This is a genomic window from Novilysobacter longmucuonensis, from assembly GCF_046600735.1.
Taxonomy (GTDB): domain Bacteria; phylum Pseudomonadota; class Gammaproteobacteria; order Xanthomonadales; family Xanthomonadaceae; genus Novilysobacter_A; species Novilysobacter_A longmucuonensis.
Genome location: NZ_JBJMAW010000012.1, coordinates 1 through 19,487, shown reverse-complemented (window position 1 = coordinate 19,487; position 19,487 = coordinate 1). Strand labels below are relative to the sequence as shown.

15 protein-coding genes are annotated in these 19,487 nt (G+C 71.0%); 7 read left to right on the top strand and 8 right to left on the bottom strand.

Going from position 1 to position 19,487, the window contains the following annotated elements:
• Positions 1 to 5: 5 nt before the first annotated feature.
• From ACJQWM_RS11190 to ACJQWM_RS11170, 5 genes are all read left to right on the top strand, one after another.
• Complete coding sequence (locus ACJQWM_RS11190; RefSeq protein ID WP_332707040.1) at positions 6 to 2,495, top strand: DEAD/DEAH box helicase; 2,490 nt, start codon at positions 6 to 8, stop codon at positions 2,493 to 2,495.
• Positions 2,496 to 2,562: 67 nt separating this feature from the next.
• Positions 2,563 to 3,615, top strand: coding sequence for a ribonuclease H-like domain-containing protein (locus ACJQWM_RS11185; RefSeq protein WP_441004840.1), 1,053 nt, complete (start codon positions 2,563 to 2,565; stop codon positions 3,613 to 3,615).
• Between the two features lie 174 nt (positions 3,616 to 3,789).
• On the top strand, positions 3,790 to 4,092 hold the full coding sequence (locus ACJQWM_RS11180) for an I78 family peptidase inhibitor (RefSeq protein WP_332707034.1): 303 nt from the start codon (positions 3,790 to 3,792) through the stop codon (positions 4,090 to 4,092).
• Between the two features lie 159 nt (positions 4,093 to 4,251).
• A complete protein-coding gene (locus tag ACJQWM_RS11175) occupies positions 4,252 to 5,457 on the top strand; it encodes a DNA topoisomerase IB (RefSeq protein WP_332707031.1) in 1,206 nt (401 codons plus the stop codon).
• A gap of 250 nt (positions 5,458 to 5,707) precedes the next feature.
• Positions 5,708 to 5,941 carry a metallothionein gene (locus ACJQWM_RS11170; RefSeq protein WP_332707028.1) on the top strand — a complete coding sequence of 78 codons (234 nt, stop codon included), beginning with the start codon at positions 5,708 to 5,710 and terminating at the stop codon, positions 5,939 to 5,941.
• Between the two features lie 9 nt (positions 5,942 to 5,950).
• On the opposite strand, the gene ACJQWM_RS11165 is transcribed toward ACJQWM_RS11170, so the two are convergent.
• The 7 genes from ACJQWM_RS11165 to glyQ form a co-directional block, all read right to left on the bottom strand.
• The gene (locus tag ACJQWM_RS11165; RefSeq protein WP_332707025.1) at positions 5,951 to 6,427 is read right to left on the bottom strand and encodes a barstar family protein; all 477 of its coding nucleotides are present in this window, start codon (positions 6,425 to 6,427) and stop codon (positions 5,951 to 5,953) included.
• A complete protein-coding gene (locus ACJQWM_RS11160; protein ID WP_332707022.1) occupies positions 6,424 to 6,876 on the bottom strand; it encodes a guanyl-specific ribonuclease in 453 nt (150 codons plus the stop codon). Before ACJQWM_RS11160 ends, ACJQWM_RS11165 begins: the two co-directional genes overlap by 4 nt.
• A 137-nt stretch (positions 6,877 to 7,013) precedes the next feature.
• Positions 7,014 to 7,331 carry an I78 family peptidase inhibitor gene (locus tag ACJQWM_RS11155; RefSeq protein ID WP_332707019.1) on the bottom strand — a complete coding sequence of 106 codons (318 nt, stop codon included), beginning with the start codon at positions 7,329 to 7,331 and terminating at the stop codon, positions 7,014 to 7,016.
• A gap of 76 nt (positions 7,332 to 7,407) precedes the next feature.
• Entirely contained in the window at positions 7,408 to 11,334 is a 3,927-nt protein-coding gene (locus ACJQWM_RS11150) for a translocation/assembly module TamB domain-containing protein (protein WP_411306826.1), read from the bottom strand.
• 37 nt (positions 11,335 to 11,371) lie between these two features.
• Positions 11,372 to 13,162 carry an autotransporter assembly complex protein TamA gene (locus ACJQWM_RS11145; protein WP_332707786.1) on the bottom strand — a complete coding sequence of 597 codons (1,791 nt, stop codon included), beginning with the start codon at positions 13,160 to 13,162 and terminating at the stop codon, positions 11,372 to 11,374.
• Positions 13,163 to 13,375: 213 nt separating this feature from the next.
• Positions 13,376 to 15,541, bottom strand: a complete 2,166-nt coding sequence (glyS, locus tag ACJQWM_RS11140) for a glycine--tRNA ligase subunit beta (protein ID WP_411306825.1) — start codon at positions 15,539 to 15,541, stop codon at positions 13,376 to 13,378.
• Positions 15,542 to 15,741: 200 nt separating this feature from the next.
• Positions 15,742 to 16,680: a glycine--tRNA ligase subunit alpha gene (gene glyQ, locus ACJQWM_RS11135; RefSeq protein ID WP_332707793.1), complete on the bottom strand. Its 939-nt coding sequence runs from the start codon at positions 16,678 to 16,680 to the stop codon at positions 15,742 to 15,744.
• A gap of 169 nt (positions 16,681 to 16,849) precedes the next feature.
• On the opposite strand from glyQ, the gene ACJQWM_RS11130 reads away from it, so the two are divergent.
• Positions 16,850 to 17,587 carry a glutamine amidotransferase gene (locus ACJQWM_RS11130; protein ID WP_332707796.1) on the top strand — a complete coding sequence of 246 codons (738 nt, stop codon included), beginning with the start codon at positions 16,850 to 16,852 and terminating at the stop codon, positions 17,585 to 17,587.
• Positions 17,588 to 17,687: 100 nt separating this feature from the next.
• Positions 17,688 to 18,524 (top strand): BPSS1780 family membrane protein, encoded by an 837-nt coding sequence (locus ACJQWM_RS11125; RefSeq protein ID WP_332707799.1) that lies wholly within the window; start codon positions 17,688 to 17,690, stop codon positions 18,522 to 18,524.
• A gap of 125 nt (positions 18,525 to 18,649) precedes the next feature.
• On the opposite strand, the gene tatC is transcribed toward ACJQWM_RS11125, so the two are convergent.
• The gene (tatC, locus tag ACJQWM_RS11120; protein WP_332707802.1) at positions 18,650 to 19,426 is read right to left on the bottom strand and encodes a twin-arginine translocase subunit TatC; all 777 of its coding nucleotides are present in this window, start codon (positions 19,424 to 19,426) and stop codon (positions 18,650 to 18,652) included.
• Positions 19,427 to 19,487 lie beyond the last annotated feature (61 nt).

Genomic DNA, 19,487 nt, shown 5'->3' with positions numbered 1-19,487 from the left:
GGCGGATGGGACGGGAAATTGCGCGACGGCTCGCGGCCGAGGATGCGTTGGTCGCCGGCACCGGGGTGGCGCTGCCGGGCGGTGGAAAGCGCAGCGGCGATGGCGCGGCGCTGAGCCGGGCGCTGTCGAAACGCTACGCCGAGCGCATCACCGGCAGTTTCATGATGCCGGCGCGCGACGGGGCCTATGCGCCGATCCCGGCCGACGTGCCGGCGGCGCTCGCCGATGCGCTGCGCGCGCGCGGGGTCGAGCGGCTCTACAGCCACCAGGCCGAAGCGTGGGACGCGGCACAACGTGGCGAAAATATCGCCATCGTCACGCCGACCGCATCGGGCAAGTCGCTGTGCTACACGCTGCCGGTGGTGGCGGCGGCGATGGGCGCCTCGAGCACGAAGGCGCCGGCCTCGAAGGCACTGTTCCTGTTCCCGACCAAGGCGCTGGCCCAGGACCAGGTCGCCGAACTGCTGGAGCTCAACCGCGCGGGCGGGCTCGGGCTCAAGGCCTTCACCTTCGACGGCGACACGCCGGGCGATGCGCGCCAGGCGATCCGGCTGCACGGCGACATCGTGGTGTCCAACCCCGACATGCTGCACCAGGCGATCCTGCCGCATCACACCAAGTGGGCGCAGTTCTTCGAAAACCTGCGCTTCGTGGTGATCGACGAGATCCACACCTATCGCGGCGTGTTCGGCTCGCACGTGACCAACGTGCTGCGGCGGCTCAAGCGGATCTGTGCGTTCTACGGGGTGACCCCGCAGTTCATCCTGTGCTCGGCGACGATCGGCAACCCGCGCGAGCATGCCCGCGCGCTGATCGAAGCGCCGGTGCACGCGATCACCGAGTCCGGCGCGCCGAGCGGCGACAAGCACGTGCTGCTGTGGAATCCGCCGGTGATCAATGCCGACCTGGGACTGCGTGCCTCGGCACGCTCGCAGAGCAACCGCATCGCGCGCATCGCGATCAAGTCGGGGCTGAAGACGCTGGTGTTCGCGCAAACCCGGCTGATGGTTGAAGTGCTGACCAAGTACCTCAAGGACGTGTTCGACAGTGATCCGCGCAAGCCCGCGCGCATCCGCGCCTACCGCGGCGGCTACCTGCCGACCGAGCGACGCGCGGCGGAGCGCGACATGCGCGATGGGCGCATCGACGGGATCATCTCGACCTCGGCGCTGGAGCTCGGGGTCGACATCGGCTCGCTCGACGTGGTGGTGCTCAACGGCTATCCGGGCACGGTGGCGGCCACCTGGCAGCGTTTCGGGCGTGCCGGCCGCCGCCAGCAGCCATCGCTCGGCGTGCTGGTGGCCAACTCGCAGCCGCTGGACCAGTACGTCGTGCGGCATCCTGACTTCTTCGCCGACGCGCCGCCCGAGCACGCGCGCACCGCGCCGGACCAGCCGCTGATCCTGTTCGATCACATCCGCTGCGCCGCGTTCGAGCTGCCGTTCGTGGTCGGCGAGCCATTCGGGCCGATCGAGCCGGAGCTGTACCTGGAAGCGCTGGCCGAGACCGAGGTGGTGCACCGCGAAGGCGAGCGCTGGGAGTGGATCGCCGACAGCTACCCGGCCAACACGGTGTCGCTGCGGTCGGTCGCCGACGGCAACTTCGTCGTGGTCGACCGCAGCGGCGGCAAGCAGGTGATCATCGCCGAGGTCGATTATTCCGCCGCGGCGCTGACCCTGTACGAGGGCGCGATCCACATGGTGCAGAGCACGCCGTACCAGGTCGAGAGACTCGACTGGGAGGGGCGCAAGGCGTTCGTGACGCGCACCCGTGTCGACTACTACACCGACTCGATCGACTACACCCGGCTCAAGGTGCTGGAGCGTTTCGACGGCGGCGCGGCCGGGCGCGGCGACAGCCATCACGGCGAGGTGCACGTGGTCCGCCGCGTCGCCGGCTACAAGAAGATCCGCTACTACACCCACGAGAACATCGGCTACGGCCCGGTCAACCTGCCCGACCAGGAGCTGCATACCACCGCGGTGTGGTGGCAGCTGCCGCAGGCGGTGCTGCTGGCGTGGTTCGCATCCAGGCACGATGCGCTGGACGGCTTTCTCGGCGCCGGCTACGCGCTGCACGTGGTCGCCACGGTCGCGGTGATGGCCGATGCACGCGACCTGCGGAAGGCGGTCGGCAACGGCGATGGCGCGTGGTTCGCGTCGGCCGATGGAAAAGGGCGCGGCCAGGTGCGCGGCACCGACGGCCAGGATCTGTCGGTGATGGACGTCGAGCTGGATCAGAGCCGCCAGTTCGTGCCGACGATTTACCTGTACGACAACTTCCCGGGCGGCGTGGGCCTGAGCGAGCCGCTGTGGACGCGTCAGGCCGAGCTGGTGCAGCGCGCGATCGAGCTGGTCGAGCGCTGCGATTGCAAGGCCGGCTGCCCGGCGTGCGTGGGGCCGGTGCTGGCGGCCGACGAGGGCGGCGACGGCGCCTCGCCGAAGGCGCTTGCGCGGCGGGTGCTGGGCCTGTTGTCGCGCGAGCCCGAAGCATGACGCGCCTGGCCTTGTGTAGGAGCGGCTTCAGCCGCGAAGCCAGCCGGCCGCTCGTCGGCAATCCAGGGTGTTCGCGGCTGAAGCCGCTCCTACAACGGCGGGCGCGGGTGTGAGCGTCAGTCTGGAAAGACTGCGGGTGTTGAAACGGCAGGCCGGTGCGGGCGATGCACCCTTCTCCCGCTCGCAGGAGCAGGTGCCCGGCCGGCCGATGAGGCCGCCCGGCGCTGCGGATTGGCCGCGCTCACATGCAGTGCCCCATGGCAGCTCGAACGCAAGTTGCGGTGCAGCCGGCGACTGTGCGCGCCCTCACCCCGGCCCTCTGCCGCAGGCGCGCGAGCGGGCCAGTTCGCAGGCGTCCATCGAATCGCTGCGCCGGCTGCTCGGCGTGCGCGAGCGCAAGCTCGTGCCGCTGTCGCCACGCGGCCCGATCGACCGCGCCCTGCCCGGCGAGGAGATCGCGCCCGGCCTGCGCCTGATCGAAACGCACGTGCCGTTCCCTGCGCCTGTGCAAACGCTGGCGCTCGCGTTCGCCAGGCGCGACGACGAGGTCGACCCGCGCGCCTTGCTGTTCTTCGACACCGAAACCACCGGCCTGGCCGGCGGCACCGGCACGCGTGCGTTCATGATCGGCGCGGCCGACTGGTTTGAAGGCGGCCTGCGCGTGCGCCAGTTACTGATCACCACGCTTGCGGCCGAGCCGGCGATGTTGCGTGCATTCGCCGGTTGGCTGACACCGGCCACGGTGCTGTCGAGCTACAACGGCCGCTGCTACGACTCGCCGCTGCTGAAGACGCGTTACCGGCTGGCGCGCCTGCCCGATCCGATCACCCCGCTGGACCACGTCGACCTGCTGCATCCGACCCGCCGCCGCTATCGCGGCGTTTGGGAGAACTGCCGGCTGGCCACCATCGAGCGCGAGTTGCTGAAGATCGTGCGCGAGGATGACCTGCCGGGCTCGGAGGCGCCCGCGGCGTGGCTGGGCTGGCTGCGCGGCGGCCCGGCGCGCAACCTGCGCCGGGTGGCCGCGCACAACCACCAGGACGTGGTGACGCTGGCGCGGCTGATGACCCGGCTGGTCGCGGTGCACGCCGCCGCCAGTGCAGAAGCGGCGGCCGGTTGAGCCCTCGCAGCGCCCGATCTGCGGCAGCCGTGCGCAGCCAGGTCGACACGCAGTAGCGGAGGTCGCGCCGGACCGCGGCGCCGATGTCCCTGGCCTGACATGCCGGCGCAACTTCATCCCTTGCACACACCGGCGGGGGCAGGCTGCCGCGAATCCACCTGTCCGGAGCACACCATGCCGCGGATCGCCCTGCCTGCCATCGTCCTGCTTGCCTCGGTCGTCGCCTGCGCGACCATGCCACCGCCGCCGGGCAGCGCTCCGGCCGCCTCCGGTGGGCCCTGCAATGCCGAAGCCGCGCGCTGGGCGATAGGCCAGCCGGTCACCGACGAGCTGGTCAACCGCGTGCTGCGCGAGACCCGCAGCCGCGATGCGCGGGTGCTCGGGCCCGGCGACATGGCGACCATGGACTTCCGCGGCGACCGGGTGAACATCGACGTCAACGAGCGCGGCGCGATCACCGGGGTGCGCTGCGGCTAAGCCGCGCGTCGCGATGGCAGCGACGTGGTTACGGCGTGGCCGCGGAGGCGTGCCCGGAGAAATTTATCGGGCAGCTGAGCAAGCTCGGCTCTACGGCGCGCGGCTCGGATTCCGAAAGCGTATGCGTGACCTTGACGCAGCGGCCCGGATGCTCGCGCGATGCCGACCCACGCCGCTGCATCGAACCAGGCCCGCAAACCCGATCGTGCACCCGGTCGAGACGGCGAGGCCGAGCAGACGGCTGCGGAAGCGGGTCTGCGCTACGTCAGCGACCTAGACCCGGGCATCACCCGGCGCCGGGTCGGCGACACCTTCAGCTATCACGATCCGCGCGGCGAAGCGGTGCGCGAGGAGGCGACGCTTGCACGGATCCGCGCGCTGGCGATCCCGCCGGCCTACCGCGACGTCTGGATCTGCCTGAGCCCGAAGGGCCACCTGCAGGCGACCGGGCGCGACGCGCGCGGGCGCAAGCAGTACCGCTACCACGCCCAGTGGCAGCAGGCGCGCGGGGTCGGCAAGTTCGACCGGGTCATCGCCTTCGGTGAAGCCCTGCCGCGGCTGCGCCGGCACCTGCGCCGCGATCTCGCCGTGCCGGGATTCCCGCGCCGCAAGGTGCTGGCGATGGTGGTGGCGGTGATGGCCGAGACCCTGCTGCGGGTCGGCAACGACAGCTACGTGCGCAGCAACAAATCGTTCGGGCTGACCACGCTGCGCAATCGGCACGTGGCGTTCGTGCGCGGCGGTCGCGCACGCTTCAAATTCCGTGGCAAGGGCGGGCTGGCGCAGGACATCGCACTGGACGACGTCAAGCTGACCCGGTTGATCCGGCGCTGCCAGCAGCTGCCGGGGCAGGCGCTGTTCCAGTACCGCGACGACGACGGCGAGCTGCAGCCGGTGGATTCCGGCGAGGTCAACGACTACCTGCGCGAGGCGATGGGCGAGAGTTTTACCGCCAAGGATTTCCGCACCTGGGGCGGCACGTTGGCGGCATTCCAGCAACTGGCGTGCACGCCGCTGCCGGAGCCGGCGCAGGACGGCGCGCCGAGTGAAAGGGCCTTGGTCGCGGCGCAGAACGAAGTGATCCGGCAGGTCGCCACGACGCTGGGCAATACGCCGGCGGTCTGCCGCAAGGCCTACATCGACCCGGCGGTGTTCGCCGGCTGGCGCGAAGGCAGTGTCCAGCGCGCTGCCGCGTGCTTCGGCGAAGGCGGTGCACGCGGCGCGCGGCAGTGGGAGCAGGCGGCCTTGAAGTTCCTCAAGCGCGCGCGCCGCGCCGCGGCCAAGGCTGCGCGCAAGCAGGCTCGTGGCAAGCAGCCGGCTCGCAAGCGCGCGACTGCCAACGGCACCTCCGTCGGTCGCGGGTAAGAGCGCTGGCACCGGCCGCAACCCGCCGGCCGGCAGCGGGTCCGCCAGCAGCCAGCCCGCCACCAGCCAGCCCGACACCGGCAAGCCCCCCACCGGCAAGCCCGCCACCAGCAAGCCCGCCACCAGCAAGGTGCCCGGCCCGGCACGGTCGTATGCCGATGGCAGCCAGCACTGCGCGGGTCTGCGGGTTCACGGCCTGTCGGCGTGGCCGCGGCGACACTGCGGGCCCGTCCAATCCCCGAGGTCCCCAATGGCCACCTGCGATGTCTGCGGCAACGACTACGACAAGGCTTTCACCGTGACCATGGCCGACGCCAGCGGCACGTTCGACTCCTTCGAGTGCGCCATCTACGCGCTCGCGCCGACCTGCGCACACTGCCAGTGCAGGATCATCGGCCACGGCACCGAGCACGACGGCACGTTCTACTGCTGCGCGCAGTGCGCCCGCACGGCCGGCGTCCGCGGCGTCGAAGATCGCGTCTGAGCGCCGTGCTCAGTCGGGTTCGAGCGCGGCCAGTTGATCGGCCGGCAGCGGAAACAGCACCCAGAAGGCCTTGCCGCGCCCGGCCCATTCCATCGCCGCCTCGGTGAGGATCGCCAGCAGCGTGTCGAACTCCGCGCGATCCTGCGCGCGCCAGTCGCCGGCGTGTTCGATCAGCAGCAGGTAGCCCTCCGCCGGCCACCAGCCCAGGTCGCCGAGGCAGTCGGCGAGCGCGTCCCAGTTGCCGCCGAACCAGGCCGGAAACCGCAACGCCCGCGAAACGCGGTCCAGTGCGGCGGCCTTGTCGGTGCAGCCGGCCAGGTCGATGCGCGCCACCGCGTACTCGAGCGTGGCACCCGCCGCGGCCATCGCCTCGGTGTCGCGCGCATCGACGTAGTAGGCGCGGGCCTGCACCGGATCGGCGAGCAGCGCGCCGAGGTCGACCACGGCCGCAGTCTGGTGGCCGGGAGGGGGGCTGGTCGGGTTCATGGGCGGGCCTCGGACCGCGCGAGTTTGAACGCGCGGAAGCTGCGGTAATGGTCGTCGCTGTACCAGTACTCGCGCGGCGGGTCGCCGCCACTGACGATGCGGCGTTCACCGCGGTCGCGCGCGCCCGGCGTCGGCACGGTGAACTCGCGGTAATAGCCACGCGGTCGCGCCGGCAGCCGACCTTCGCGATTGTGGAAGGTGCTGCCGTCGCGCGGGTACTTGAAGGGCCCGCCGCGCAGGATATCGTCGAGCACCGCGCGCGCCTCGCGCGGCAGGAACGCGGGGTAGTCGTCGTGGTCGCGCCACGGCGGCGGGCCGGGCGAGCCGCTCAAAGTGCGCGCGGCGGCCGCGTCCGGTGGCGGTGCGACGTGTTCGACCTCCAGCGGCTGCATCCAGAACCACAGCCCGGCAAGCACCAGCGCGAGGATCAGCCAGGCGATGCGGCGCATTCAATCAGCCTCCACCGATTCCCCCCCTTTGAAAAAAGGGGGCAGGGGGGATTTGCTTCTGGTCCTGGCTTTGGCAACAGCAGCAAATCCTGCCCAACCCTCCAGTTCCCAACGAAGAAGCCGGGCAACCGGATCCATCAACCGCAACGCAGGTTGACGATCACGTTGTCATCGTCGACATCGATGTTGAGCCGGCCCTCGAGGTACTCCATCGTCACCATCTGGCCGGGCTTGAGCACGCGTGCGGTGCGCGCACCGGCATCGATGCGCGCCTGCTCGATCACTTCGGCAGTGGCGCGCCGGCCCATGGCGCCGGGCTTGGCGAGTTCGGCGTTGCAGGTCTGGACGGCGGGTGGCATCGGGTCGGACATCGGCGGCGCGGCGGCGGAAATGGAGGTGGCGCAGGCGGAGAGGATCAGCAACAGCGGTGTGGCGAGCAGCGACAGACGGGTCATGCACTGGCTCCTGGACGACACGGCAACGGTCAGGGTGCGCCGCGGCGGGTGTGGATGACGTTAACACCGCGCCCGGTCACTTCTCGATCCGCCAGTTCAAGGACGCGCGGTTCTCGATTGAGCTCGATTCGATCTCGATGTCGAACCCACGGCGCAGCAGGTACTTCAACGTCAGCACCTGGCCGGTGCCGAGCAGCGATACGCCATAGCCGATGTACAGCCGCGGCGACAGGAACTTGCCGATGCCGAACACGTTGCCGCCGAGCGCGCGGCTCTGCATCACCCCGGCGTCGTCCAGGCCGATGCGTGCGCCGATCTGCGCGGCCAGCAGGCCGCCGCCGGCGGTCAGCGCGGCGCTGGCGGCATTGAGCTGGCGGCCCTCGTCGCCGCTCACGCGCGACAGCGGCCGGCCCAGCGCGAGATAGGCCAGCGCCTCCGACTGCGAGGTCGCCGGGTTCGACCAGACCTCGGCCTCCGGCGCGCTGGCGCGGCCGCTGATCTCGACCCCGGCGACGACCTCGCCGACCGAGCGCTGGGCCCGGACATCGAGCACCGGGTCGGCGATCGGGCTGTTGGACCAGCTCAGCTGGCCGCGGGTGATCTGCAGTTCCTGGCCGTAGGCCGAATATTCGCCCTCGACCTCGAGCCGGCCGCTGGCGGTCATCTCGCGTCCCGGCGCGGTGCGCACCCGCAGCCGCCCGTCCAGGCCGCCCTCCAGCCCGAAGCCGCTGAGCTCGACCGCCTCGCCGAGCACCAGCAACAGGTCGAGCCGCAGCGGGGTGGCGGTCGCGGCGGCGTCCTCCGGGTCGGCCGGATCAAGCACCACCACGTCCGGCGACGGCGCGACGCCGCGGTCTAGCCGTTCCAGGTCGATCCGTGCCGACGGCACGCCCACGGTGCCGATCACGCTCAGCGGCTGCCCAGCGGCGTAGCGCACCTGCAGGTCGGGGCTGATGACGGCGCGCAGGTCACGGGTGTTGGATACCAGCACGTCTTCGCCGCGCACGTTCAGCACCAGCGGCGCACGTTGGCCGGAAGCGTCGCCGCCCTGCCAGCCGAGCACGCCATCGACGCGCAGGGTGCCCTCTCCGCCGGTGCCGACGCTGCCATCGAGACTGGCGGTGCCGTCTGGCCGCGCGTCCAGGGTGAGGTTGCCGTCGCGCAGCACGATCGCCAGCGCCGGCAGCTCGGCGGTGAACCCGCTCAGCTGCGCATTGCCATCGAGCAGCGGCTGCGCGCGCGTGCCGGACAGACCGAGGCGCGCCTGCAGGCGGCCCTGCGGCTCGACGATGTCCGGCGACAGCAGCTCCATCCAGGTCAGTTCGTCGGCGTCCAGCGCGAACTCGCCGATCAGCGGCGCGTAGGGTTCCCAGCCGGTGGCGAGGCGGGCCTCGATCCGGCCGTCGTCGAACAGCGCGGCGCTCAGCTCGGCCTGCAGGCGCTGCGGATCGAAGCTCGCGCTCAGCGACAGGTCCGAGTACCGCAGCAGTTCGCCCCGCGCGCGCTCGCTGAACTTCAATCCGCCGGCGGCCGAGCTCAGCGCCAGTTCGCCGCGCCAGGCATCGCCCAGCGGCCGCAGTTGCGCCTGGATCGCCACCTCGCCGCTCAGCAGCCACGGCTGGCCGTCGCCACGCGCGGGCAGGTAGGCCTGCGCCAGCGACAGCGGCAGTCCGGTGCCTTCGATATCGAACCCGCGCTGCGGCCAGTCGGCGCTGAGGCAGAGCGCACCACTGGCGCCGGCGCCGGGCGCCAGGCAGGTTTCGCTCAGGGTGCCGCTGAAGGCCCCCCCGGGGGCGGTTGCGGGGCTCCAGCTGAATCGTGCCGGGTCCTGCAGCGTCCAGGCCGCGCCGCGTGCGGGCGCCAGCTGCAACGATGCGAGCGTGCCCTGCCAGGCCTGGCCGCGCCCGGCCAGGTCACGCTTGACCAAATCCCCGGACAGCGACAGCGCGCCGACCTCGCCGCGCGCGTCGGCCTCAAGTTGCAGCGATTCGACCGCGCCGCGCGCCTCCACGCTGAGCACGTCCAGTGCCACCCCCAGTTGCAGGCCAGTGGCGCGCAGCGCCAGTGCACCGCCGTCGCCGCGCCACGGCAGCCGGCCATCCAGGCTGAAGGTTTCGGCCGCGTAGGCGGCGTAACGCAGGTCGCTGCCGGCCAAGTCCACCGCCAGCGTCGGGGCGCTGCGCGTGCCGGTCAGACCGAGCGCGCCGCGCACGCTGCCGGTCGCGTCCGGCAGCAGGTCGTCCAGTCGCAGCGGCGTCAGCCGCGCGTCGATGTCGAGCCGATCGGCGACCGTGCCACGTGCCTCGATGCGGCTGTCGCCGAGCGACAGCGCGATCTCGCCCTCGTAGGTGCTCAGGGATTGGGCGCTGGCCGGCCCGCGCATGCCGAACCGCACGCGGCCCTCGAGCGGGCGCCCGCGCAGGCGGCCCTGCAGTTGCGGCGCATCGAGCCGCACATCGAGCCCGCCGTCATCGCGCGTGCGGCCTTCGGAGCGGAGCTCGCCGTTGATCGCGCCGTCCCAGCCGGCGGCGAAATAGCCCGGGTCGAAGCCGGCCAGGCGCGCCTGCAGCTCCCAGCCCAGCGCCGGCGCCCACGCCACCGCGCCGCCGACGTCCAGCGTGCCGGTCGGCATCGTCGCCTCGAATGTCCGCAAGACCAGGCGCTCGGCATCGCCGCGGCCATCGACGCGCAACTGCGCCACTTCACCTGCGCGGGCGAGCGTGGCATCGCCGATCACCGCCCACTGCGCCAGCGTACCGGCCAGGCCGAATGCGGCATCGGCGACGATGACCGGCCGCTCGCCGGCCGCCGCCGTGGCGGTGCCGGCGGCGGTTTGCGCGCCGCCCCAGGTCAGCCCGCGCGCGTTGACCGCGAAGCGGAACCGGCGCGCGTCGGGATCGCTGAGATCGGCGCGGCCGCGCAGCGTCGCCTGGCCGCCCAGCAGCTCCAGCGCTAGCGGCTGCACCTCCAGCACCTGGTCCTCGATGCGCAGCCGCGAGGGCCGCACCGTCGCGCTGAACTCGCCCTGGGTGAACTCGCCCTGCACCCGTGCATCGCCGCCGACGCCTTCGGCCTGCAACTGCAGCGCCAGCGGAGTGGGGCTGGGGGCGCCGCCGGCGCCGGTGAGCAGCCCCGGATCGAGCGCGTCGGCGTCCAGGTCCAGTCGCCAGCGCGGCTCGGCGCGCCCACGCAGGACCAGCGAGCCGCGCAGCGGACCGGGCGCGGCTCCGGCGACGGCCACGTCCATGCGCGCCAAGTCGCCGCGCGCGACCAGGCCCAGCCGCGCGGGCGACCGTCCGCCTGCCGCCGGCAGCAACGCGGTCACGGTCAGGTCGGTGCGGTAGTCCTCGTCCGGCCGGTAGGTCCCATGCACGCCGAACCGGCCGCGGTCGCTGTCGACCCTGAGCTGCTCGATGTCGAGCCGGCCCGGCTGCGCGTGCACGCCGCCGCGCAGGGTGCGCACATCGATGGTGGTTTCGCCGGCCGCATCGAACACGCGGAAGCCGTCGATGCGAATGTCGTCGGCGCGCAGGGCCAGCGGCGGCGCGATGTCGGGCAGCACCTCGGGCCAGCGCGGCAGCTCGAATGGTTCGTCGCGTTCGGGCAGCGCGAGCGTCGCCTGCTCGATGCGCAGCGCGTCCAGCCGCAGCGTGCGCCCGAGCAGCGGCCACAGCGCCGGGTCCAGGGTCACCCGCTGCGCTGTGAATTCGATGCCGTCATGGCTGAAGCGCACCCCGCGCAGCGTCAGCGGTCCCGACGCCGGGCCCTCGGCCTGCCGCCAGGTCAGGCTGGCGCCGGGCGGCAGCCGCGCGACGACCTGGGCGAGCAGTGCATCGCGGCCGCCGCCGGTGCCCAGCAGCCAGTACAGCAAGCCGGCCGCGACCACCAGCAGGACGCCGGCCGCCACACCGCCGCGCCACGCGAACCGGCGCAGGCGCGGGTGCTCGTGCCGGGGCGGCCCGGCCCGGGGCGTCTGGCGCGGATGCGGTGCGGGCTGGTTCATTGCGGTGTGTTCATGGCGGAATATTCATGGCGGCACCTCAGAGGTCCGCGCCGATCGCGAGATACAGCTGGAAACCGGAATCGGGCCGGTCCAGCCCGCGTGCGATGTCCAGGCGCAATGGCCCGACCGGCGAGCGCCAGCGCAGCCCGACGCCGACACCGGTACGCCAGTCCGGGTCGTCGTCGTTGAACGCGCTGCCGCTGTCGACGAACACCGCCGCGCCCCACAGGTCGCTGAAATAGTGCTCGAACTCGACGCTGGCGGTGACCACGTTTTCCGCGCCCAGCGCGTACTGCTCACCGTCCAGGCCGGTGACGCGCGGGCCGACCTCGCGCCAGGCGTAGCCGCGGATGCTGCGGTCGCCGCCGGCGAAGAAGCGCAGGCTCGGCGGGATGTCCACCAGGTTGTCGGTGAAGGTGCGGCCTAATTCGCCGCGGGTGATCAGCCGGCTGTTATCACCGAGCCCGCGATACCAGCGCGCGCTGAGATGGACCTGGCCGAAATCGGCGTCCGAGCCGGCTCCTTCCAGCCCGCCGCGCAGCAGGATCGTGGCGGCACGGCCGTTGCGCGGGAACACCAGGTTGTCGGCCTCGACGTATTCGCCGCGCAGCGAGGGGTAGGTGAAGGTGGCGTAGCGATAGTCGGGCGCGACCAGGGTGCCGTCGTCGTCGGCGACCACGTAGTCCCAGCGCTCGCGCAACGCATGCAGCGAGGCGATGACGGTCCAGTGCCGGTCAATCTCGCCGCTGCGGCTGGCGACCGTCTCCAGCCGGCGCGTGTCGATGTACTCGCTCTGCTCCTCGGCGGCCTGGGTGCTGAAGGTGTACCAGCCATCGAGCCAGGCGAACGCCGGGATGCGGTACTGCAGGGTCAGGGTGCGGCGCCGTTCCGCGTAATCGAGCTGCACCAGCGCCTTGTGCCCGCGCTGGTTGACGTAGCGCCGCTCGGCGCCGAGCCGGATGCCGGCGCCGCTGTCGGTGCCGTAGCTCAAGCCGGCGGTGTAGATGTCGCGCTTGGCCGGGGTCAGGGTGACCGTGATCGGCACGTCGTTGCCGCGCGCCGCCTCCGGCCGTGGCTCGATATCGATCACGGCGAAGTAGTCCAGCCCGGTCAGCGATTCGCGCAGGCGGTCCAGCTTGCCCTGGTGGTAGTAGCTGCCGGTGTCCCAGTACACCAGTTCCCCCAGCAGGTCCTCGCGCACGACCTGCTCGGGCGCCTGCTGGAAGCTGATCGGGCCGATGTCGTAGCGCTGCCCGCTCTCCCACACCAGGTCGATGTCGGCGGCGTGCTCGGCGCGCGTCACCTCGACCCGGTGGCTTGCAAAGCCCGCGTCGAAATAACCGCGCTCGGCCAGCCTGCGGGTGATCGCGATCTTGCTCGCCTCGTACTGGCGATGCTCGAGGACCTCGCCGGGTCGCGGCTCGAATTCGGCCAGGTCCTCGCGCAGGTAGCGGTCGCGGTTGCCCTCGCCGATGATCGCGATATCGGCGCGGCGCACGGTGACCGGCTGGCCGGGAACCACTGTGATGGTGACGCCGGTGGCGGCCCCGTCGCGCGTGCGTTCGACCGAGATCTGCGGGTCGTAGTAGCCGAACGGCTGCAGCGCCTCGCGCGCCTCGTCGTCGGCCTCGCGGATCAGATAGGCCAGGCGCCGGCCGGAGACCTCGGTGCCGATCGCCTCGACCAGCGACAGCGACAGCCGCACGTTCTCGGTCATGGCCTCGTCGAGCCCTACGACCTCCACGCTGCCGACCTGCGCCGCATGCGCCGCGCCGTGGGCCAGCAGGCACAGCGCAGCGGCGGCGAGGGTGCGGCGGGGGAAGCGCATCCACGCAGGATACCGGTGGAGGTGTCAAAGGCCGATAACGGTTGGCTAATTTGCGAGCGCGGCGGGAGCAAATCCTCCCCAACCCTCCTTGTCCAAAGGAGGGGGCCAAAGCGAGGCCGTGTCGATTAGCTCCCCTCTTTGGAAAAGAGGGGCTGGGGGAGATTTACTCCTGCTTCGGCTGTCGCTGCCGCGAAGCACTTGCCTACGATCGGGCTAGATCGACAGATGCTCGATCGCCGCCACGCTGCCGAGCCGATCGCTCAGGCGTTTCAGCAGCGCGAGCCGGTTGTTGCGCACCGCGGCATCGTCGGCGTTGACCATCACGCCGTCGAAGAACGCGTCGACCTGCGGACGCAGCCGCGCGAGGCGCGCCAGCACCGCGACGTAATCACGCGCGGCCAGCAGCGGATCGGTATCGGCGATCGCGGCATCGACCGCGGCGGCGAGTTCGCGTTCGGCGTCCTCGACCAGCAGTGCCGCATCGATCGCGCTGGGCAGTTCGCCTTCAACCTTGCGCAGGATGTTGCGGCTGCGCTTGTTGGCCGCGGCCAGCGCCGCGGCCTCCGGCAGTTTGGCGAATTCGACGATGGCTTTGAGGCGGCGGTCGAAGTCGAGCAGCGAGCCGGCCGAAGAGCTCGCGGCTGAAGCCGCTCCTGCAACACCCGCGCGGTCCGCACCCACTCCTGTAGGAGCGGCTTCAGCCGCGATCGGTCCCACCAGACTCGCGACGGACTCGAACTGCTGCGCGCTCACGCCCTGATCGGCGTAGTAGCCGCGCAGGCGGTCGAACACGAAGCCGTGCAGGTCCGTCAGCGACTCCCGCGTACCGGCGGCATTGGTCTTGACCGTCTGCTGCTCGAGCGCCCGCTGCAGCAGCGGCGCGATGGCGAGATCGAGCCCGCTTTCGATCAGCGTCCGCGCCAGCCCCAGTGCATTGCGCCGCAACGCGAACGGGTCCTTGTTGCCGGTCGGCTTCAACCCGGCGGCAAACCCGCCGGCCAGCGTGTCGAGGCGCTCGGCGATCGCCAGCACCTGGCCGAGCGGTGATGGGGCGATGGCATCGCCAGCGAACCGCGGCATGTAGGCCTCGTCGATCGCCGCGGCGACCTCGCCGGGCTCGTCCTGCGCGGTCGCGTAGTAGCGCCCGGCGATGCCCTGCAGTTCGGGGAACTCGCCGACCAGGCGCGACTGCAGGTCGGCCTTGCTGAGCTCGGCCGCGCGCCGCGCGTGCCGCGGGTCGACCCCGACCTCGCCCGCGATCGCCTCGGCCAGTGCCGCGACCCGCGCGACCTTGTCGGCGACCGTGCCGAGCTTGGCCTGGTAGGTGACGCTGGCCAGTCCGGCGGCCATCGAGGCCAGGCCCTGCTTCAGGTCCTCGGCGAAGAAGAACTGCGCATCGCTGAAGCGCGGGCGGATCACGCGCTCGTAGCCCCTGCGCACCTCGGCCTGATCGCGGCTCTCGATGTTGGCGATGCCGATGAAGTGCTCGCCGAGCCGGCCATCCCCATCGAGCACCGGAAAGAACTTCTGGTTGGTTTCCATCGTCGCGATCAGCGCCTCGGCCGGCACCGCCAGGAACTCGCGATCGAAGCTGCATCCGATGGCCCGCGGCCACTCGGTCAGGCCATTGACCTCCTCCAGGATGCCGGCATCGATGCGCGCGATGCCGCCGCACGAGGTGGCGGCCGCTTCGACTTCCTCGACGATGCGCGCGCGACGCTCGTCAGGATCGGCCAGCACCTTGGCCGCACGCAGCAATTCGACGTAGTCGCCGGGGGAGGCGATCGGCACCGGCTGGTCGTGCATGAAGCGGTGGCCACGGCTCGTGCGGCCGCTGCGCACGCCCATCAGTTCGGTGTCGACCACATCGGCGCCCAGCAGCAGCACCAGCCAGTGCACCGGCCGCGCGAAGCCGTAGCCGTGGTCGCCCCAGCGCATCGGCTTGGGGATCGGCATCGCCGCGATCGCCTCGCCGATGATCTCCGGCAGCAACTGCGCGGTGCTCGCGCCGGGCTTCACCGCGCGGTGGACGAAACGCTCGCCCTTGTTGTCGGTCGTCCGCTCCAGCGCGCTCCACTCGACCCCGGCCTTGGCAGCGAAGCCCTGCAGCGCGCGGGTCGGCTGGCCGTCGCCGTCGAGCGCGATGTTGAGGTAGGGGCCAAGCACTTCGGAGCGCTGCTCAGGCTGCTCGCCGGCGACGCCCGGCAGCAGCACCGCGAGCCGGCGCGGGGTGTACAGCGGCTTCGCCTCGCCGTGATCGAACGCGATGCCGCGCTTGCCCAGCCCCTCGAGGATTCCATCGAAGAACGCCTGCGCCAGGCCCGGCAGGGCTTTGACGGGCAGCTCTTCGGTGCCGAGTTCAATCAGGAGGGGCTTCATGTCGGTCATGCTCGATGTCTCTGCGTATTCTTCCCTTCTCACTGCGGGAGAAGGTGCCCGAAGGCGGATGAGGGGTGGCGGAGTGACGAAGTGAAACGCCGAAGGTGATAGTCAGCTGCTGGAGTACGACCGTCGTTCGCCATCGCAGCTTCGCCGGCCCCTCACCCCAACCTCTCCCGAGGGGGGGGCAAAAAACCGTGCTACGCGGCTTGCGATTGGCCTTTCAACCCCGGGAACCCGAGCTTCTCGCGCTGCGCCAGGTAGGCCGCGGCCACCGCCTGCGAAAGCCTGCGAACGCGCAGGATGTAGCGCTGGCGCTCGGTCACCCCGATCGCGCGGCGCGCGTCGAGCATGTTGAAGCAGTGGCTGGCCTTGCAGACCTGCTCGTAGGCCGGCAGCGGCAGGTCCAGGCCGGTCAGCTTGGCGGCCTCCGCCTCACATTCGTCAAAGCGTCCCGACAGCACCGCGACGTCGGCATGCTCGAAGTTGTAGGTGCTCTGCTCGACCTCGTTCTGGTGGTAGACATCGCGGTAGGTCACCGCGGTGCCGTCCGGGCCGTACGTCCAGACCAGGTCGAACACGTTGTCGACGTCCTGCAGGTACATGCACAGCCGCTCCAGGCCGTAGGTGATCTCGCCCAGCACCGGCCGGCATTCGATCCCGCCGGCCTGCTGGAAGTAGGTGAACTGGGTGACCTCCATGCCATTGAGCCAGACCTCCCAGCCCAGGCCCCAGGCGCCGAGCGTCGGCGACTCCCAGTTGTCCTCGACCAGCCGCAGGTCGTGCACCAGCGGGTCCACGCCCAGCGACTTCAGCGAATCGAAGTACAGCTCGACGATGTTGTCGGGCGAGGGCTTCATCGCTACCTGGAACTGGTAGTAACGCTGCAGGCGGTTGGGGTTGTCGCCATAACGGCCGTCGGTCGGGCGCCGGCAGGGCTGCACGTAGGCGGCATTCCACGGCTCCGGGCCGACCGAACGCAGGAACGTGGCCGGATGGAACGTGCCCGCGCCGACTTCCAGGTCGAGCGGCTGGATCAGCACGCAGCCGTGCTGCGCCCAGAACGCGTTGAGGCGCTGGATCAGATCCTGGAAGGTCACAGGCGACTGCGATGCCGCGGTGGGCCGGGGAGCGGTCATGCCGTAAGGGCCGTGCACGAGGGCGCGCTAGTATAGCGAGCGCCCGTGCGCAGGCTTTTTTACCAGCCGCGGCCGGCCGATGCGGACCGCGGCATTTACGCGGCGCGATTCGCGCCGCGCCGGGTTTGACTACAATCGGCGCCTTCGCATTCGATGCCCGCGCGCCCCCATGAGTCGCCCCTTCCTGATCGTCGAAGCCGGCCAGCCGCTCGCTTCCCTGCGCCGACACCGCGGCTTTCCGCACTGGATCCGGGTCGCGGCCGGGCTGCACGCCGGCGACGCGGTGGCGGTGAACGTTGAGGCCGGCGAGTCGTTGCCGCCGCACGAGCAACTGGCCGACGGCGCGTACGCCGGCGTGATCGTCACCGGTTCGGCCGCGATGGTCACCGACCGCGCCGACTGGAGCGAGACCAGTGCGGCGTGGCTGCGCGAGGCCGCGCAGGCCGGGCAGCCGCTGCTGGCGATCTGCTACGGCCACCAGCTGCTCGCGCATGCCCTGGGCGGCGAGGTCGGCGATCACCCCGGCGGGCGCGAGATGGGCACGGTCGACATCACGCTGCACCCGGCCGCCGGCGACGACCCGCTGTTCGCGGCCCTGCCCGGCACCTTCGCCGCGCAGGCCACCCACATGCAGACGGTATTGCGCGCGCCGCAGGGCGCGCAGGTGCTGGCAAAGTCCGACCACGACGCGTGCCAGGCATTCCGCTGGGGCGAATGCGCCTGGGGCGTGCAGTTCCATCCCGAGTTCAGCACCACCCACATGCGCGGCTACATCGACGCACGCCGGGTGGTGCTGCAGCGCGAGGGCCGCTGCCCCAGGACGCTGGTCCACGACGTGCGCGCGACGCCGCATGCGCGGCGGCTGCTGCGGCGCTTCGTGCACCATGCGCGCGGGCTGGCGCGCTGACGCGCTTTGCTCACGCGCCAAGCGGCTCTACCAAGGTCGAACGTCGCCACAAGTGGCGGACAATGAGGCCGAAGACATTCATCACCTGGGGAATTGAGCGATGACACAGATTCACAAGGTACCGTTCAGTGCCGGCGCGGAGTGGCTGCTCGGCGGCTTCCGCATCCTGCGTCGGGCGCCGCTGTCGCTGGGCCTGCTCGGGCTGATCTGGGGTGGCCTGTCGGCGCTGGCGTCAGCGACCGGGCAGGTCTGGTTGAGCCTGATCGTAGCGGTGCTCGGCCCGGTCTTGTTTGGCGGCATCATCTACGCCGCGCGCGAGGTCGACCAGGGCCGCGCGGCCCTGCCGATGCACCTGCTGCAGGGCCCGCGCGAGGGCAAGCTGCCGCGCCTGCTGGCGATGCTGCTGCCGCAGATCGCCGCGCTGGTGCTGCTGGTCCTGTTGCTGCTCGCGCTGATCGGCAGCGATCAGCTGCAGCAGGTCACGCAGGTACTCCAGCAAATGCAGACCAACCCCGACCCGGCGCTGGCGAGCGCGCTGCCGGCCGCGCGCCTGTTGTTGTGGATGCTGCTGGCGGTGCTGGTCGGCATCGTCGCGGGCTTCTTCACCTTTGTCGCGATCCCCGAGGTGATGTTCACCCAGCGCGGTGCGTTCGACGCGATGGCGATCAGCTTCCGCGCCTGCCTGCGCAACCTCGCGGCGCTGATCGTGATGATCGTGCTGATGTTCATCGCGGTGCTGGCGATCAGCATCGCGATCAACATCGTGGTGATGCTGCTGGGTTGGGCGATCGGGCCGCAGCCGGCCTTGTTCATTGGCCAGTTGCTGACCATGGCGGTGCTGATGCCGGTGATGGCCGGCACGATCTACTTTGCCTGGCGGCAACTGCTCGGCGACGCGCCGGCGGCGCCGGTGGTCAATGAAGGATTCGAGGCCTGATCGCAGGGGCGAGGTAGTGCCGAGCTTGCTCGGCAGCGCTCGCGGAAAACCGGGCGGCGCGCAAATCGAGGTGGCGCAGCCGAGCAAGCTCGGCTCTATGGGGCACGCCCGGAAGAAGCCCGGCGCTATCGCTCCGGCTTCGGCGCCAGCCATCGCGCCGCGATGATGCCGATCTCGTACAACGCGATCATCGGCACGGCCAGCATCAGCTGCGAGATCACGTCGGGCGGGGTGATGATGGCGGCGACCACGAACACGCCGACCACCGCGTAGCCGCGCGATTCGCTCAGTTGCGCCGGCGTCACCCAGCCCAGCAGCGACAGGATCACCAGCGCGACCGGCAGCTCGAAGCTCAGCCCGAACGCGAGGAAGATCACCAGCACGAAGTCCAGGTAGGCGCTGATGTCGGTCATCATCGCCACCCCTTCCGGGGTCGTGCTGGTCAGGAAACCGAACACGGTCGGCAGCACCAGGTAGAACGCGAACGCGCAGCCGCCGTAGAACAGCGCCACCGCCGAGCCCAGCAGCGGCAGCGCCAGGCGCTTCTCGCGCTGGTACAGGCCCGGGGCGACGAACGCCCAGGCCTGGTACAGCAGCCAGGGCATCACGATCATCAGTGCGGCGAACAGCGCCAGCTTGATCGGCGCGAAAAACGGCGAGGCCACTTCGACCGCGATCAGCTGCGCGCCGCTGGGCAGCTTGGCGATCAGCGGTTCGGCCAGCCAGGCGTACAGGCCGTTGGCGAACGGCAGCAGCGCGGCGAACACGACCAGCAGCCCGACCACCGAGCGCAGCAGGCGCGAACGCAGCTCGATCAGGTGATCGAGCAGGCGCGGTTCGGCGCCGGGGGCGTCGGCGCCCGGTCCGGCAGCCGGCCGGTCGGTGTTGCGCGGCGTGGTCATCGAGCGCCGGTGCCGGTGCCGGTGCCGGTCGCCGGCGGTCGCGGGTCGGGCTCGCGTTGCG